This window comes from Tistlia consotensis USBA 355 (assembly GCF_900177295.1).
Taxonomy (GTDB): Bacteria; Pseudomonadota; Alphaproteobacteria; order Kiloniellales; family DSM-21159; genus Tistlia; species Tistlia consotensis.
The window spans coordinates 143186-157630 of the sequence record NZ_FWZX01000004.1 but is presented as its reverse complement, the minus strand read 5'-3'; the positions used below and the strand labels follow the sequence as shown (position 1 = coordinate 157630).

Below are 14445 nucleotides of genomic sequence, written 5' to 3'. Positions count from 1 at the left end.
AGGAAAATCAGCCGCTTACGCCTAGGGCCTCGCGCTGCTTGCGGACCAGCTCTGCGATTCCGTCGGCCGCGAGCGCCATCAGCCCGTCGAGCTGGGCTCGGCTGAAGGGATCGGTCTCGGCGGTCGCCTGGATCTCGACGATGCCGCCGGAGGCGGTCATCACGAAGTTCGCGTCGGCCTCGGCCTCGCGGTCCTCGGCGTAGTCGAGGTCGAGCAGCGCGGTGCCGCGGTAGAGCCCGCAGGACACCGCCGCGACCGGCTCCGAGAGAGGCACCCGGCTGATCGCGCCGAGCCGGCGCATGTGGTCGAAGGCCTGGTAGAGCGCGACGTAGGCGCCGGTGATCGAGGCCGTGCGGGTGCCGCCGTCCGCCTGCACGACGTCGCAGTCGACGCGGATCTGCCGTTCGCCGAAGCCGCGCAGGTCGGTGACGGCCCTGAGCGAGCGGCCGATCAGCCGCTGGATCTCCAGGGTCCGCCCGGACTGCTTGCCGCGCGAGGCTTCGCGGTCGGTGCGCGTATCGGTCGAGCGCGGCAGCATGCCGTATTCGGCGGTCACCCAGCCCTTGCCGGAATTGCGCAGCCAGCCGGGCACGCCCTCGTCGATCGAGGCCGTGCAGAGCACGTGGGTGTCGCCGAAGCGGGCCAGGCAGGAGCCCTCGGCCCACTTGCTGACTCCGATTTCCAGGGTGATCGGCCGCAGCTGATCTGGGTTTCGGCCGCTCGGACGCATCGCGCTCTCCATTGCCCTGAAAATGAGCGGCGAAGCTACAGCCTTGACCGGCTTGTTGAAAGCCTGCCGAGCGTGGATTATTTGCGGACTAGCTTCGCGACCAGTCGACCCACTGGCAAGAACAGGCCATGAACGAGCTGTCTCCGACACGCTCCCGTCCCGGCGGCATCGCCGCGCTCAACGCGAGATCGCGCGAGATCCTGCGGCTGATCGTCGACGCCTACGTCGAGACCGGCGCGCCGGTCGGCTCGCGCACCCTGTCGCGCAAGATGGGCCTGGAGCTGTCGCCGGCGACGATCCGCAACGTCATGGCGGACCTCGAGGACCTGGGCCTGCTGATGGCCCCGCACACCTCGGCCGGCCGCCTGCCGACAGACCAGGGCCTGCGGCTCTACGTCCACGGCCTGCTCGAAGGCGGCAACCTGTCCCAGGACGAGCGCAGCCGCATCGACGGCCAGTGCGCCGCCTCGGGCCGCAGCCTGTCCCAGGTGCTCGAGCAGGCCAGCACCCTGCTCGCCGACCTGTCGCGCTGTGCCGGGCTGGTCGTCGCGCCGAAGCAGGACGAGGCGCTGAAGCACATCGAGTTCGTCAACCTCGGCCCGGGGCGTGCCCTGGTCGTGATGGTCACCGAGTCCGGCCAGGTCGAGAACCGCATCATCGACGTGCCGGTCGGCCTGCCGCCCTCCTCCCTGGTCGAGGCCTCCAACTTCCTGTCCTCGCGCCTGCGCGGCCGCTCGCTCAGCGAGGCGCAGAGCGAGATCGACCGGGACCTCAAGGCGCATCGCCAGGAGCTCGACGAGCTGACCCGCCGGCTGATCGAGGCCGGCCTCGCCGACTGGACCGACGGCGTCCAGGGCGGCGCGCTGATCGTGCGCGGCCAGGCGCAGCTGCTGACCGACATCCAGGCGATCGAGGACCTGGAGCGGGTCCGCCACCTCTTTGCCGCGCTCGAGGGCAAGGAGGCGCTGCTGCGCCTCTTGAGCTTGACCGAGACGGCTGCCGGCGTGCAGATCTTCATCGGCGCCGACAACGAGCTGTTCGGCCTGGCCGGCTGCTCGCTGATCATCGCGCCCTACGGCAACAGCCGTCAGCAGGTCGTCGGCGCCATCGGCGTCGTCGGCCCGACGCGGATCGACTACGCCCGCATCATCCCGATGGTCGACTACACGGCCAAGGTGATCGGCCGCCTGCTCGGCTGATCCCGCCCTGCCCTAGCGTTCTGGAGAAGCGACGGAAGCATGACCGACGACAAGAAGCCGCGCGAGCACAGCGAAGCCGCCCCGGGAGCCGACGCCCAGGCGTCAGAGGCCGCCCAGGCTGCCGAGGCCGCGGCGTCCGGCCAGCCGGGCGCCGACCCTTCCGGCGACCCGGCGACCGATCAGGCTGGCGGCGCCGCGCGCCTCGCCGAGCTCGAGGCCGAGAAGGCCGCGCTCCGCGAGCAGCTGCTGCGCACCCTGGCCGATTCCGAGAACACCCGCCGTCGGCTGCAGCGCGAGCTCGACGACAAGCTGAAGTACGCGACGGCACCGCTCGCCAAGGACCTGCTGAGCGTCGCCGACAACCTGGGCCGCGCGCTCGGCGCGGTGCCGGCCGAGGCGCGCGGCCTGGAGGCCGTGCAGGGCCTGATCTCCGGCGTCGAGATGACCGAGAAGGCGCTGCTCGAAGCCTTCGCCAAGCACGGCATCGAGCGCATCGACCCGGTCGGCCAGAAGCTCGATCCGCACCGCCACGAGGCGATGATGGAGATCCAGGATCCCTCCAAGCCGTCCGGCACGGTCGCCCAGGTGTTCGAGGCCGGCTACGAGCTGAGGGGCCGGCTGCTGCGGCCGGCGCGCGTCGCGGTCGCCAAGGGCGGGCCGGCCGCCAACGGCGGGGAGCCCGCCGAGCCCGGCTCGACGGTCGATACCAAGGCCTGATCGCCGCCGGCTTTCGTTCCGGCCGCGCACCGGAAGCCGGCCGGCCGTGGCGCGGTCAGCCCGTCCGGCGGTCGTCGTCCCGCTGGGCCAGCCGGCGGCGGCCCCACCAGCGGAAGAAGAGGTAGAGCAGGCCGCCGGCCACGCCCAGGCCGGCCCCGAGGTCGACCAGGGCCTGGTCGTGGAAGCGGTAGTGGCCGAGCAGCATCAGCACGGCGCCGGCCACGGCATCGAGCCCGAGCAGCAGCAGGATGGTGCGGTAGATCGGGTCCCTGGGCATGTCGCTCTCCTGCTGAATTCGCCGCCTCGGCGGGGCGGCGGGCCGCGGTCTGGCGCCTTGTACGCCTGCCCGCGATCCCTATATACCCGGCTTGTCGGGAAGGTTATCCCCGTGGCCTCCGGTCGCGTCCCGGAGGTCTTCCTTCAATCCCTCTAGATGGGGACCGCGGCGGCGGCGCCTGATCGGGCCGTCCACAGGTCTGCTGGAGCAAGAGAGGCAAGAAGCATGGCAAAGGTTATCGGTATCGACCTCGGCACCACGAACTCCTGCGTCGCCGTCATGGACGGCAAGGACGCGAAGGTCCTGGAGAACGCCGAGGGTGCGCGCACGACTCCCTCGATGGTCGCCGTCACCGACGACGGGGTCCTGGTCGGCCAGCCGGCGAAGCGCCAGGCGGTGACCAACCCCGAGAACACGCTCTACGCGATCAAGCGCCTGATCGGGCGGCGCTACGAGGACCCGACGGTCGAGAAGGACAAGGGCCTGGTGCCCTACCAGATCGTCAAGGGCTCGAACGGCGACGCCTGGGTCAAGGCGAAGGACAAGGACTACAGCCCGAGCCAGGTTTCGGCCTACATCCTGGGCAAGATGAAGGAGACCGCCGAGAATTATCTCGGTGAGAAGGTCGAGCAGGCGGTCATCACCGTGCCGGCCTACTTCAACGACGCCCAGCGCCAGGCGACCAAGGATGCCGGCAAGATCGCCGGCCTTGAGGTGCTGCGCATCATCAACGAGCCGACCGCGGCGGCGCTTGCCTACGGCCTGGACAAGAAGAAGAGCGGCACCATCGCGGTCTACGACCTCGGCGGCGGCACCTTCGACGTCTCGGTCCTGGAGATCGGCGACGGCGTCTTCGAGGTGAAGTCGACCAACGGCGATACCTTCCTGGGTGGCGAAGACTTCGACATGCGGGTCATCGACTACCTGGCCGACGAGTTCAAGAAGGAGCAGGGCATCGACCTGCGCAAGGACAAGCTCGCGCTGCAGCGCCTCAAGGAGGCCGCCGAGAAGGCGAAGATCGAGCTGTCGTCCTCGAGCCAGACCGAGGTCAACCTGCCCTTCATCACGGCCGACCAGTCCGGCCCGAAGCACCTCAACATCAAGCTGAGCCGGGCCAAGCTCGAGGCGCTGGTCGACGACCTGATCCAGCGCACCGTCGGCCCCTGCAAGGCGGCCCTCAAGGACGCCGGCCTCAAGCCGAACGAGATCGACGAGGTGATCCTGGTCGGCGGCATGACCCGCATGCCCAAGGTCATCGAGACGGTGAAGACCTTCTTCGGCCGCGAGCCGCACCGCGGCGTCAACCCGGACGAGGTCGTCGCGATCGGCGCCGCGATCCAGGCCGGCGTGCTGAAGGGCGAGGTCAAGGACGTCCTGCTGCTCGACGTCACCCCGCTGTCCCTGGGCATCGAGACCCTGGGCGGCGTGATGACCAAGCTGATCGAGCGCAACACGACGATCCCGACCAAGAAGTCGCAGGTCTTCTCGACCGCCGAGGACAACCAGACCGCGGTGACCATCCGGGTCTTCCAGGGCGAGCGCGAGATGGCGGCCGACAACAAGCTGCTCGGCCAGTTCGACCTGGTCGGCATCCCGACCGCGCCGCGCGGCGTGCCGCAGATCGAGGTGACCTTCGACATCGACGCCAACGGCATCGTCAACGTCGGCGCCAAGGACAAGGCGACCGGCAAGGAGCAGGCGATCCGCATCCAGGCCTCGGGCGGCCTGTCCGACGCCGACATCGAGCAGATGGTCAAGGATGCCGAGGAGCACGCAGCCGAGGACAAGAAGAAGCGCGAGCTGGTCGACGCCCGCAACCAGGCCGACGCCCTGATCCACCAGTCGGAGAAGAGCCTGGCGGAGCACGGCGACAAGATCGGCGCCGAGGACAAGTCGGCGATCGAGCAGGCCCTGGCCGACCTCAAGGCGGTCAAGGACGGCGACGACATCGAGGCGATCAAGGCCAAGACCGAGGCCTTGGCCCAGGCCTCGATGAAGCTCGGGGCCGCGATGTACGGCAGCGCCGACGAGGCCGGCGAGGAGCCGGCCGAGGGCGCCGCCGGTGCCCAGGGCTCGGCCGAGGGCTCCGACGAGAAGGTCGTCGACGCCGACTTCGAGGAAGTCGACGACGACAAGAAGGGCAAGAGCGCCTGATCCGGGTGCCACAGCCGGTGAGCGGGGCCGATTCCGATCGGCCCCGCCGCCGTTTGTCTTGTTGCCGGAGCGCCCTGCGCTCCGGTTGAGTCGGCAGCGCCCCCTCCCGGCCCCGCCACCTGACCAGCACCTTCCTGCAGCGGGTTGCCGGGCCGGCGGGCGGAGCGGTGCTGCAAGCGACAGCAAAAGGCGCTAGGTAACGGGGGCCATGGCCAAGCAGGACTACTACCAGACCCTGGGCGTCGAGCGCGGCGCCGGACTCGACGAGATCAAGCGTGCCTATCGCAAGCTCGCGATGGCGCACCATCCCGACCGCAATCCCGGCGATACCGAGTCCGAGCACAAGTTCAAGGAGATCAACGAGGCCTACGACGTCCTGAAGGACGAGAAGAAGCGCGCCCAGTACGACCGCTTCGGCCACGCCGCCTTCGACGGCATGGCCGGCGGGGCGCGGCCGGGCGCCGGCGGCTTCGACTTCACCGGCTTCGCCGACATCTTCGACGAGATGTTCGGCGAGTTCACCGGGCGCGGCGGCCGCCAGGCGGCCCAGCACGGCGCCGACCTGCGCTTCAACATGGAGATCGGCCTCGACGAGGCCTACCACGGCAAGCAGGCGCAGATCCGCGTGCCGACCAGCGTCGCCTGCGAGACCTGCAGCGGCAGCGGCGCCAAGCCGGGCACCAGCCCGAGCGCCTGCTCGACCTGCGGCGGCCGCGGCCGGGTGCGCGCCCAGCAGGGCTTCTTCACCATCGAGCGCACCTGCCCGAGCTGCCACGGCCAGGGCCGGGTCATCGAGGAGCCCTGCGAGAGCTGCGGCGGCGCCGGCCGGGTGCATCGCGAGAAGACCCTGCAGGTCAACATCCCGCCGGGCGTCGAGGACGGCACGCGCATCCGTCTCGCCGGGGAGGGCGAGGCCGGCGTGCGCGGCGCGCCGCCGGGCGACCTCTACATCTTCCTGTCGATCAAGCCGCACCGCTTCTTCCAGCGCGACGGCGCCAACCTCTACTGCCGGGTGCCGATCCCGATGACCACGGCGGCGCTCGGCGGCAACGTCGAGGTGCCGACCCTCGAGGGCAGCGGCGCCAAGGTCACCGTTCCGGCCGGCACCCAGTCGGGCACCCAGTTCCGGCTGCGCGGCAAGGGCATGCCGGTGCTGCGCTCGACCGCCACCGGCGACCTCTACATCCAGGTCTCGGTCGAGGTGCCGGTCAACCTGACCAAGCGGCAGCGCGAGCTGCTCGAGGAGTTCGCCGCCGAGTTCGGCGACGGCGAGGCGAGCCACCACCCGGAGTCCTCCGGCTTCTTCGCCCGGGTCAAGGAGTTCTTCGAGGACCTGACGGACTAGCGTCATGGCGGATCACGCCGGGTCCGTTCCGCGCCGCCCGCTCAGCCTGCCGATGCGGCTCTGGGGCCGGGCCTGCGCCCGCCTGCACCATTTCCACTGGGTCGACGAGAGCCTGGCGCGCAGCGCCCAGAGCTATTTCGGCCATACCGGCCTGCTGCTCGACCTCCACGGCTTCCGGGCCCTGCTGAACCTGCGCGGCGACAACAGCGGCTCGCCCTGGTACGAGGCCGAGAAGGCCGCCTGCCTGGCGCGCGGCGCGCCGCTGATCGACGTCACCCTGAGCTCGCGCCGGCTGCCGCACCGTGCCGCCCTGCTGGCCGTGACCGCCGCCTTCGCGACGGCGCCGCGACCGCTCCTGATGAAGTGCTCCGGCGGCGCCGATCGCACCGGCTTTGCCGCCGGCCTCTACCTGGTCGGCCGCGACGGCCTTGCCGGGCTGCCGGCGGCCCGGCGCCAGCTCTCGGCCTGGCCCTATCTGCACCTGCCGCAGCAGCACCAGAAGTGGATGCGGCCCTTCTTCGACTATCTCGAGGAGGGGCTGCGCGCCGGCGCCGGCGAGCGGACGCTCGATGCCTGGCTGGCCGAGGACTACGACCCCGGGCGCTTCGCCGACTGGCTGACCGCCCGCGGCCTGGCCGGCGGCTGGAAGCCGCCCGCCGACCTGCCCGATCCCGGAGCCTGATCCGATCGCCCTCTAGTCCTGCACCGGCAGGTACTCCGGGCGCCACTTCAGGGTCAGGTTGAAGGAGATCGAGACCCGCTCGACCTTCGCCAGGTTCGGATGCACGAAGTGGTGCAGGAAGGCCGGCCACAGCAGGATCATGCCCGGCTCCGGCCTGACCGTGTGCTCGGCCTCGATCTGCGGGTCGCCGGCGATCGCCGTCATGTTGGCCTGCGGGCGCGGGTCGTAGAAGGAGATGGCGCCCGGCCGCCGGTCCCTGCGACCGGGCAGCGGCTCGCTCTCGGCCTCGGCCGGCACCGCGACGTAGTAGGTGCCGGAGAGATAGGCGTGCGGGTGGTTGTGCAGGTCGTGGTAGTCGCCGAAGCGGTTGACGTTGGCCCAGCCGTGCAGGCTCCAGTCGACCCGGTAGCCCAGGCCGCAGCGCTTCAGGTAGTCGATCGCCGTCCTGTTGATGCAGTCGCGCAGCCAGCCGATCGCCGGATGCTCGCGGGCCAGCAGGTTGCCGGCCCGGTAGTCGGTGGTCAGGTCCGGGTTGCCGGCCTCCTCGGCGGCGACCAGCTCGCGCAGCACCTGGTTGGCCGCCGCCGCGCCCGGCAGGCGGCGCTGCAGCAGCAGCGTCGGCCAGAGCGGGAGGAAGCCCTCGGCATCGGGCCGTCGGGCGGTCATTGTGCCGGTCCCCGCAAGGAGGCGTCGGCCGCGGGGTAGCGCCACCACGAGCGCTCGCTGCCGCCGATCGGAAACATGAAGTAGATCATTCCCACCGTCGTCCAGGCACGCTCGACCACGAGACTGCCATCGACCGCGCGGTGCAGAGCTTTCCGCTCGCCCTCGTAGCCGGCGATCGGGTTTCCTCTGCCGCGGCTCATCCCGCTGTAGTCTTCGAGGACCGCCCCATCGGCGGCGCAGTCGAGCGTCTCCGCTGCTGCCGAGTAGTGGCCCTCGGCAACGGGCCGTCCCTCGCGGTAGGCCGTGACGTGGAGGCTCGGTCCCGGTTCGACCGCGATCTCGACGACATCGACCGCCGGATCCTCCCGCTCGCGGTCGGTCAGCAGCAGGCTCAGCGACGGGGCGGCCGCCCCGTCATCCCGCTCGCCGGCGTCGAGGTATCGGCCCTGGAGCCGCGAGCAGTCTTCGGACGGCCGATCGAGCGCGGTCCAGGCACTCGGGTAGTTCGGTCGGGTGCAGCCGCTCGCCGCGCCGAGCACGAGCAGCGCCGCCACGGCACGGGCGAGCAGCATCGAGTGTCTCATCCGTCTCCTGCTCCGCTGGCCGGCGTCGGACATGCTCCAGGTGATAGCGCCCCAGGGCGCCGGGTGCCAGAGCCGCGACGCTCGACATCTTCCGGCGCCTCGGCTAGCACGGGGGCCGCGCCACTGCCGCTCGGGAGATTTCTATGACCGCCACCAAGATCGCCATCCTGGGCTGCTCCGGCCGGATGGGTCGCCTGCTCGTCGAGACCGGCCGGGCCGATCCGGACTGCCGGGTTGTCGCCGGCGTCGAGGGACCGGGCAGCAAGGCGCTGGGCCAGGATCTCGGCGCGCTCGCGGGCGGCTCGCCGCTCGGCCTCGCGGTCACGGAGGACGCGCGCGCCGCCTTCGCGCTGGCCGACGTCGCGATCGACTTCACCGTGCCGGCGGCGAGCCTGGCCCACGCCGCGCTCGCGGCCGAGAGCGGCACCGCCCTGGTCATCGGCACGACCGGCCTCTCGGCCGGCCAGCTCGAGACGATCGGCGCCGCGGCGGCCCGCGCGCCGATCCTGCGCGCCGCCAACGTGAGCCTCGGCGTCACCCTGCTGCTCGCCCTCGTCGAGCAGGCCGCGGTCCGGCTGCCGGCGGCCGACTACGACATCGAGATCCTGGAGATGCACCACCGCCACAAGGTCGACGCGCCCTCGGGCACGGCGCTGGCGCTCGGCGAGGCGGCCGCCGCCGGCCGCGGGGTCTCGCTCGAGGAGGCCTCGGTCAGGGTGCGCGACGGCCACACCGGGCCGCGCGAGGCCGGCACCATCGGCTTCGCGACGCTGCGCGGCGGCGACGTCGCCGGCGACCACAGCGTGATCTTCGCCGCCGAGGGCGAGCGCCTGGAGCTCGGCCACCGCGCCTCGAACCGCGCGGTCTTCGCCAAGGGCGCGATCCGCGCGGCCAAGTGGCTGGCCGGCCGGCCGAACGGCCTCTATGCGATGAAGGACGTGCTGGGGCTCTAGGCGGCCGGCGCCGGCGGGGCCGGCTGGCGCAGCTTGGCGAGCTCGGCGCGCAGGGTCTTGGCCAGCTCCAGGCGCTCCTGGGCCGAAAGGAAGCCGCCGATGGTCAGGCTGCGGCCGTGGCTGCGCAGGCTGAGCGGGCTGTCCGGCTCCGGCGGGTCGGCGATCTCGATGCGCAGCCAGTAGGGCTGGAAGCGCCAGGTCGTCTCCTCGCCCCAGTGGTCGACCCGGCGCACGGTCAGGCGGTCCGCGGTCAGCTCGAGCCGCTCGAAGCCCTTGGCGCGCCGGTAGTTGATCTTGAAGGCGCCGTAGATCAGCAGGACCTCGGCGCCCATGAAGCCGGGCACCGGCCAGGCGCCGAGCTGGAAGAAGGTCATGCCCGCGGCGAAGGCGACGCAGGCGACGGCGCTCATCAGGATCAGGAAGCCGCGCGGGCTGAGGCTGCGATAGGGCGTCAGCAGCGCCTCGAAGACGACCGGGCGCGCCGCCTCCTCGTCGAGCTCCTGTTCCGTTGCTGCGTGGCTGGCGGATTCGATCATTGCCGGATCATATGGCCCCGCGGCGGCGCTTGATAAGACTCGGAATGCCGCGGCGGCCCCGATGGTTCCCCAGCCCGATTCCCACGGGCTGCCGCCGCCGCTAGAGTGCCGGCGCCGTCCCGCCTCCGGAGCCGCCGCCATGCCGATGACCCGCGCCGAGGTCGCCCTGTTCTTCGACCGGCTCGCCGAGCGCCTGCCCGAGCCGACGGGCGAGCTCGACTACATCAATCCCTACACCCTGCTGGTCGCGGTCGTGCTCTCGGCCCAGGCGACCGACGTCGGCGTCAACAGGGCGACCGGGCCGCTGTTCAAGGTCGCGGACACGCCGCAGAAGATGGTCGCGCTCGGCGAGGCCAGGCTGAAGGACTTCATCAAGACCATCGGCCTGTTCAACACCAAGGCGAAGAACGTCATCGCCCTGTCGGAGATCCTGATCCGCGAGCACGGCGGCGCGGTGCCGGCCGACCGCGAGGCGCTGGTCAAGCTGCCCGGCGTCGGGCGCAAGACCGCCAACGTCGTGCTCAACATCGCCTTCGGCCATCCGACGATCGCCGTCGACACCCACATCTTCCGGGTCGGCAACCGCACCGGCCTCGCGCCCGGCAAGACGGTCGAGGAGGTCGAGGCGAAGCTGGAGAAGGTCGTGCCCAGGGAGCGCAAGCGCCACGCCCACCACTGGCTGATCCTGCACGGCCGCTACGTCTGCAAGGCGCGCAAGCCGGACTGCCCGGCCTGCGTCGTCGCCGACCTCTGCCGCTTCAAGGGCAAGACGGTGGCTGCGTGATTCGTGATCCCTTGGGGAGCGGGCCGGCGCCGGGGCGGCGGAGCCGCCCGTCAACAAACCTCTCTCTCACCCGACCCCCAGCCAGATGAACAGGGCCGAGAGGGTGACGACCGAGGCGACGGTCGAGATCAGGATCACGGCGACCGAGCGCTGGATGTAGATCTCGTACTTCTGGGCCAGCACGAACATCAGGGCGCCGGTCGGCAGCGCCGCCATGATGACCGCCGAGAGCGCCCAGACGCGCGGCATGTCGAGCAGGTCGAAGGCCAGCCAGACGGCGATCGCCGGCATGACCAGCAGCTTCAGGACGGTCACCCAGCCGACCTCGCCGAGCCCGGCCGTGAAGGACTTGCCGACCATGAACAGGCCCATGGCGAAGAGCGCGCAGGGCCCCGCCGCGGCGCCGAGCAGGCCGGTGAAGGCGACGACCGGCTTGGCCAGGCCGAGCCCGGTCGTCGACCAGAGCAGGCCGGCGAAGGCCGAGACGATCAGCGGCGACCGGACCAGGCCGAGCAGGGCGTCCCGCAGGATGCGCCGCCAGCCGATGCCCGGCCGGTCGGCCTCCAGCATCACGATGCCGATGCCGACGATCACCGCGCCGTTGACCACCGTCGCGATGATCCCGGGCAGCGTGCCGGCCTTGCCGAAGGCGATCTGCAGCAGCGGGATGCCCATGTAGCCGGTGTTCGAGAAGATCGCCGACAGCGCGTGCATGGCGAGCACGCCGAAGCGGTTCGGAAAGGCGAAGGCGGCGATCGCCAGCGCCAGGGCGAAGGTCGCCAGCGCACTGCCGCCGTAGGCGATCAGGTAGGGGACGTTGAAGATCTGGTCGGTCGGGACCTGGGCCATCGAACCGAAGAACAGGGCCGGCAGGGCGCACCAGAAGACGAAGCCGTTGAGCGCCTGGCTGCTCGCCGGCCCGAGCAGGCCGAGCCGGCCGGCGCCGTAGCCGGCGGCCATGATCGCGAAGACCGGCAGGACGACGTTGACGATCGATTCCATGGGGCCGGCACTCTGGCGAGCCCTCCGCGGCCTGTCGAGCGCCGCCGCTGCAGGGCTTCCTTGCGGTCCCGCCCGCGGCCGGCGCCCTGCGGGGTTGACCCGCGACCTCCCCGCCCCCTAGTTAGCGGCGCGACAGCAACAGGAGCCCACGCCGGTGAGCCAGCAACTCGATGCCCATTCCGCGCTGATCTACACGATGGTCCTGGCCTCGGCCGCGGATTCCGAGATGACCAGCCCCGAGGTCGGCGTGATGAGCGAGATCATCAAGCTGCTGCCGGTCTTCAAGGGCTACGACCTGTCGAAGCTGAGCAGCACGGCGGCGGCCTGCGCCGAGCTCCTGGCCGACGAGAACGGCCTCGACGAGGCGCTCGACCGGATCGACCGCGGGCTGCCCGAGAAGCTGCGCGAGACCGCCTATGCGCTGGCCGTCGACGTCGTCGCGGCCGACGGCACGGCGAGCCAGGAGGAGCTGCGGCTGCTCGAGATGCTGCGCCACAAGATCGGCGTCGGCCGGCTCGAGGCGGCGGCGATCGAGCGCGGCGCCGGAGCGCGCTACCGCAAGCTCTAGGCGGCCGTTGCCCAGCGGCTGGGCAGGCTTGGCAGCAGTCGCGGAACTCTGCTGCTAACCGTATGAAATCCTTAACTTTTTCTCTTGTAGACTGGCGCTCCTTCTCGTCATGCTGACGGTGTCGAAGCATGAACCGTGGGATAGGAGGCCGTTTCGCCCATGGCGTCGCTCTCTCTGCAGATGCGTGACTGGCGGCTGACCACCGCCGAGATCCTCTACCACCTGCCCGACCACCCGAGCCTGCTGCAGTCCTACACCTGGCAGGACTACGACCTGCCCCCTGCCTTTCCCCAGCTCCGCCAGTTCCTCGATTTCTGGAGCCACAACCTGGAAGGCAAGCTGCACTCGGTGAAGATCGCCCACCTGCCGATCGTCAGTCCGGGGGCCGCACGCAAGGCCGACTGCCTGCTGACGATCCAGTAGCAGCAGCCCCGGCCGCGAAGTCGGCGCCCTGGCGGCGCGGGCCGCCGGGCGCTAAACCCGGCCGATGCTGCGCGACCGCCCCGGCCTGCTCGTCGCCCTGCTGTGCCTCGCCCAGGTCCTGGGCATGGCCGGTAACGCGACCTTTCCGGCCCTGATCCCGACCTTCCGCCTGGACTGGGGCCTCGCCAACGCCGAGGCCGGCTGGCTCGGCGGCCTCTACTACGCCGGCTACGTCGCGGCCGTCCCGCTGCTGGTCGCGATCACCGACGCCCGCGACGCCCGCGGCATCTACGTCGCCTCCAGCCTGCTCGGCAGCCTGGCCCTGGTCGCCTTCGCCTTCCTCGCCCACGACTTCTGGAGCGCGTTGCCGCTGCGCCTGCTCAGCGGCGTCGGCCTCGCCGGCACCTACATGGTCGGTCTGCGGCTGCTGAGCGACCGCCTGCCGGCCGACTGGCAGAGCCGCGGCGTCGGCTGGTACACGGCGCACTTCTCGATCGGGGCCAGCCTGTCGGTGCTGCTCGCCGGCGAGATCGCCCGGCGGCTCGGCTGGCCGGCGGCCTTCTGGATCGCCGGCCTGCTGACCGCCGCTTCGGGTTTCCTGGTGCTGCTGGTCACCCGGCCCCTGGCGACGCGGCCGAGCCGGCCGCGCCAGGGCCATCCGCTCGACCTGCGGCCGGCGCTGCGCAACCGGCCGGCGCTGGGCTACAACCTGGCCTACGCCTGCCACGTCTGGGAGCTGTTCGGCTTCCGCGCCTGGCTGGTCGCCTTCCTGGTCTTCGCCCTGGCCCTGCAGGGACGCGACGGGCTGTTCGGCGCCAGCGCGACCCAGCTCGCGACCCTGCTGCTGCTGCTCGGCATGCCCGCCTCGGTCGCCGGCAGCTACCTGGCCGAGCGCGTCGGCCGGCGCCGGCTGGTCACGCTCGTGCTCTGCGCCTCGGCGGCGCTGGCCGCCGGGCTCGGCTTCGCCGCGGCGGCGCCGGTCGGCCTGCTGCTGGTCCTGCTGGTCGCCTACAGCCTGCTGGTCATGGCCGATTCCGGCGCGCTGACCGGCGGCGCGGTGCTGCTCGCCGAGCCCGAGCGCAAGGGCGCCACCATGGCGGTCCACGCCCTGCTCGGCTTCGCCGCCGCCTTCGTCAGCCCGGTCGTCTTCGGCCAGGTCCTCGACCTCGCCGGCGGCGACCGCAGCAGCACGGCCTGGGGCCTGGCCTTCGCCGTGCTGGGCGCCGGCGCGATCGTCGGCCCGCTGTTCCTGAAGGCGCTGTCCCGACGGGCAGGCTAGATCGCGTCGCGCAGGATGTCGGCGACGAGGCCGGTCGCGGCGGCGACCAGCACGACGTCGCGGCCGACCGCGTAGTAGCGGTAGCCGTCGTGGTGCGGCAGCCTGGCCAGCAGCGGCTCGGGCAGCTGCTTCCTGGCGATGCCCGGCGGCAGCGGCTTGCCGCGCGCCAGGTTCTTGCGGATGCCGGGCGGCAGCGGCTCGGGCCTGACGTAGCCGGCCGGCAGCTCGCCGCCGAAGAAGCTCCGGATCAGCGCGGCCGTCGCGGCGGCGATGATCGCCTCGCCCCCGGCGGCGCCGCGGTCCTGGCCCCGCTCGGCGTCGTGACCCTTGTCCGGCTTGCCGGCCTGCTCGGGCTTGCCCTTGCCGTGCTCCTTGCCGCCGGCGAAGGCGGGCGACGGCACGACGGCCGAGGCCGGCAGCAGGGCGACGGCGAGCGCCGCGGCGAGAGCGACGGCGGTCAGCGATGGTCTGGACATGCTTCGGCCTCCGATGCCGGTGGCGCGCACGTGAGACGCAGAAGGTGGGGGCTGAAGATGGCGAGGCAAG

The 14445-nt window shown here is 71.5% G+C and carries 17 protein-coding genes; 10 read left to right on the top strand and 7 right to left on the bottom strand.

What is annotated here, in order from left to right; all coding sequences use genetic code 11:
- Positions 1-7: 7 nt before the first annotated feature.
- On the bottom strand, positions 8-730 hold the full coding sequence (rph, locus tag B9O00_RS07540; RefSeq protein ID WP_085121853.1) for a ribonuclease PH: 723 nt from the start codon (positions 728-730) through the stop codon (positions 8-10).
- A 128-nt stretch (positions 731-858) separates the two neighbouring features.
- Between rph and hrcA the strand changes: the two genes are divergently transcribed.
- On the top strand, positions 859-1929 hold the full coding sequence (hrcA, locus tag B9O00_RS07535) for a heat-inducible transcriptional repressor HrcA (protein ID WP_085121852.1): 1071 nt from the start codon (positions 859-861) through the stop codon (positions 1927-1929).
- Between the two features lie 39 nt (positions 1930-1968).
- A complete protein-coding gene (gene grpE, locus B9O00_RS07530; RefSeq protein WP_085121851.1) occupies positions 1969-2646 on the top strand; it encodes a nucleotide exchange factor GrpE in 678 nt (225 codons plus the stop codon).
- 55 nt (positions 2647-2701) lie between these two features.
- Here the strand turns inward: grpE and B9O00_RS07525 are convergent, their stop codons facing one another.
- A complete protein-coding gene (locus B9O00_RS07525) occupies positions 2702-2923 on the bottom strand; it encodes a hypothetical protein (RefSeq protein WP_085121850.1) in 222 nt (73 codons plus the stop codon).
- 225 nt (positions 2924-3148) lie between these two features.
- Here B9O00_RS07525 and dnaK point away from each other — a divergent pair, with 225 nt between their 5' ends.
- The 3 genes from dnaK to B9O00_RS07510 all read left to right on the top strand — a co-directional run bounded on the left by dnaK (position 3149) and on the right by B9O00_RS07510 (position 7104).
- Complete coding sequence (gene dnaK / locus B9O00_RS07520; RefSeq protein WP_085121849.1) at positions 3149-5077, top strand: molecular chaperone DnaK; 1929 nt, start codon at positions 3149-3151, stop codon at positions 5075-5077.
- A 208-nt stretch (positions 5078-5285) separates the two neighbouring features.
- Positions 5286-6422, top strand: a complete 1137-nt coding sequence (dnaJ, locus tag B9O00_RS07515; RefSeq protein WP_085121848.1) for a molecular chaperone DnaJ — start codon at positions 5286-5288, stop codon at positions 6420-6422.
- Positions 6423-6426: 4 nt separating this feature from the next.
- Complete coding sequence (locus B9O00_RS07510; protein ID WP_085121847.1) at positions 6427-7104, top strand: protein-tyrosine phosphatase family protein; 678 nt, start codon at positions 6427-6429, stop codon at positions 7102-7104.
- A gap of 12 nt (positions 7105-7116) precedes the next feature.
- Here the strand turns inward: B9O00_RS07510 and B9O00_RS07505 are convergent, their stop codons facing one another.
- Together B9O00_RS07505 and B9O00_RS07500 are read right to left on the bottom strand one after the other, a co-directional pair.
- On the bottom strand, positions 7117-7770 hold the full coding sequence (locus B9O00_RS07505) for a TIGR02466 family protein (RefSeq protein WP_085121846.1): 654 nt from the start codon (positions 7768-7770) through the stop codon (positions 7117-7119).
- Positions 7767-8342, bottom strand: a complete 576-nt coding sequence (locus tag B9O00_RS07500; RefSeq protein WP_089229562.1) for a hypothetical protein — start codon at positions 8340-8342, stop codon at positions 7767-7769. Before B9O00_RS07500 ends, B9O00_RS07505 begins: the two co-directional genes overlap by 4 nt.
- A 155-nt stretch (positions 8343-8497) precedes the next feature.
- Here B9O00_RS07500 and dapB point away from each other — a divergent pair, with 155 nt between their 5' ends.
- Entirely contained in the window at positions 8498-9307 is an 810-nt protein-coding gene (gene dapB, locus B9O00_RS07495; protein WP_085121844.1) for a 4-hydroxy-tetrahydrodipicolinate reductase, read from the top strand.
- Here the strand turns inward: dapB and B9O00_RS07490 are convergent.
- The gene (locus tag B9O00_RS07490; protein WP_085121843.1) at positions 9304-9843 is read right to left on the bottom strand and encodes a DUF2244 domain-containing protein; all 540 of its coding nucleotides are present in this window, start codon (positions 9841-9843) and stop codon (positions 9304-9306) included. The genes dapB and B9O00_RS07490 overlap by 4 nt on opposite strands.
- Positions 9844-9988: 145 nt before the next feature.
- Between B9O00_RS07490 and nth the strand changes: the two genes are divergently transcribed.
- Entirely contained in the window at positions 9989-10627 is a 639-nt protein-coding gene (gene nth / locus B9O00_RS07485; protein WP_085122015.1) for an endonuclease III, read from the top strand.
- A 66-nt stretch (positions 10628-10693) separates the two neighbouring features.
- On the opposite strand, the gene B9O00_RS07480 is transcribed toward nth, so the two are convergent.
- On the bottom strand, positions 10694-11629 hold the full coding sequence (locus B9O00_RS07480) for an AEC family transporter (protein ID WP_085121842.1): 936 nt from the start codon (positions 11627-11629) through the stop codon (positions 10694-10696).
- A gap of 154 nt (positions 11630-11783) precedes the next feature.
- On the opposite strand from B9O00_RS07480, the gene B9O00_RS07475 reads away from it, so the two are divergent.
- From B9O00_RS07475 to B9O00_RS07465, 3 genes are all read left to right on the top strand, one after another.
- Positions 11784-12197, top strand: coding sequence for a tellurite resistance TerB family protein (locus B9O00_RS07475; protein WP_085121841.1), 414 nt, complete (start codon positions 11784-11786; stop codon positions 12195-12197).
- A gap of 159 nt (positions 12198-12356) precedes the next feature.
- Positions 12357-12620, top strand: a complete 264-nt coding sequence (locus B9O00_RS07470; RefSeq protein WP_085121840.1) for a Usg family protein — start codon at positions 12357-12359, stop codon at positions 12618-12620.
- Between the two features lie 64 nt (positions 12621-12684).
- Positions 12685-13899 (top strand): MFS transporter, encoded by a 1215-nt coding sequence (locus B9O00_RS07465; RefSeq protein WP_085121839.1) that lies wholly within the window; start codon positions 12685-12687, stop codon positions 13897-13899.
- Here the strand turns inward: B9O00_RS07465 and B9O00_RS33445 are convergent.
- A complete protein-coding gene (locus B9O00_RS33445) occupies positions 13896-14375 on the bottom strand; it encodes an anti-virulence regulator CigR family protein (RefSeq protein WP_085121838.1) in 480 nt (159 codons plus the stop codon). The genes B9O00_RS07465 and B9O00_RS33445 overlap by 4 nt on opposite strands.
- Positions 14376-14445 lie beyond the last annotated feature (70 nt).

What these genes read in the sequence shown, in the direction of transcription:
- B9O00_RS07500 (WP_089229562.1), bottom strand. Translation starts at nt 8,342, where the DNA reads ATGCTGCTCGCCCGTGCCGTGGCGGCGCTGCTCGTGCTCGGCGCGGCG.
- B9O00_RS07480 (WP_085121842.1), bottom strand. Translation starts at nt 11,629, where the DNA reads ATGGAATCGATCGTCAACGTCGTCCTGCCGGTCTTCGCGATCATGGCC.
- nth (WP_085122015.1), top strand. Translation starts at nt 9,989, where the DNA reads ATGACCCGCGCCGAGGTCGCCCTGTTCTTCGACCGGCTCGCCGAGCGC.
- B9O00_RS07490 (WP_085121843.1), bottom strand. Translation starts at nt 9,843, where the DNA reads ATGATCGAATCCGCCAGCCACGCAGCAACGGAACAGGAGCTCGACGAG.
- grpE (WP_085121851.1), top strand. Translation starts at nt 1,969, where the DNA reads ATGACCGACGACAAGAAGCCGCGCGAGCACAGCGAAGCCGCCCCGGGA.
- B9O00_RS07465 (WP_085121839.1), top strand. Translation starts at nt 12,685, where the DNA reads ATGCTGCGCGACCGCCCCGGCCTGCTCGTCGCCCTGCTGTGCCTCGCC.
- hrcA (WP_085121852.1), top strand. Translation starts at nt 859, where the DNA reads ATGAACGAGCTGTCTCCGACACGCTCCCGTCCCGGCGGCATCGCCGCG.
- B9O00_RS07470 (WP_085121840.1), top strand. Translation starts at nt 12,357, where the DNA reads ATGGCGTCGCTCTCTCTGCAGATGCGTGACTGGCGGCTGACCACCGCC.
- dapB (WP_085121844.1), top strand. Translation starts at nt 8,498, where the DNA reads ATGACCGCCACCAAGATCGCCATCCTGGGCTGCTCCGGCCGGATGGGT.
- B9O00_RS33445 (WP_085121838.1), bottom strand. Translation starts at nt 14,375, where the DNA reads ATGTCCAGACCATCGCTGACCGCCGTCGCTCTCGCCGCGGCGCTCGCC.
- dnaJ (WP_085121848.1), top strand. Translation starts at nt 5,286, where the DNA reads ATGGCCAAGCAGGACTACTACCAGACCCTGGGCGTCGAGCGCGGCGCC.
- B9O00_RS07525 (WP_085121850.1), bottom strand. Translation starts at nt 2,923, where the DNA reads ATGCCCAGGGACCCGATCTACCGCACCATCCTGCTGCTGCTCGGGCTC.
- B9O00_RS07505 (WP_085121846.1), bottom strand. Translation starts at nt 7,770, where the DNA reads ATGACCGCCCGACGGCCCGATGCCGAGGGCTTCCTCCCGCTCTGGCCG.
- rph (WP_085121853.1), bottom strand. Translation starts at nt 730, where the DNA reads ATGCGTCCGAGCGGCCGAAACCCAGATCAGCTGCGGCCGATCACCCTG.
- B9O00_RS07510 (WP_085121847.1), top strand. Translation starts at nt 6,427, where the DNA reads ATGGCGGATCACGCCGGGTCCGTTCCGCGCCGCCCGCTCAGCCTGCCG.
- dnaK (WP_085121849.1), top strand. Translation starts at nt 3,149, where the DNA reads ATGGCAAAGGTTATCGGTATCGACCTCGGCACCACGAACTCCTGCGTC.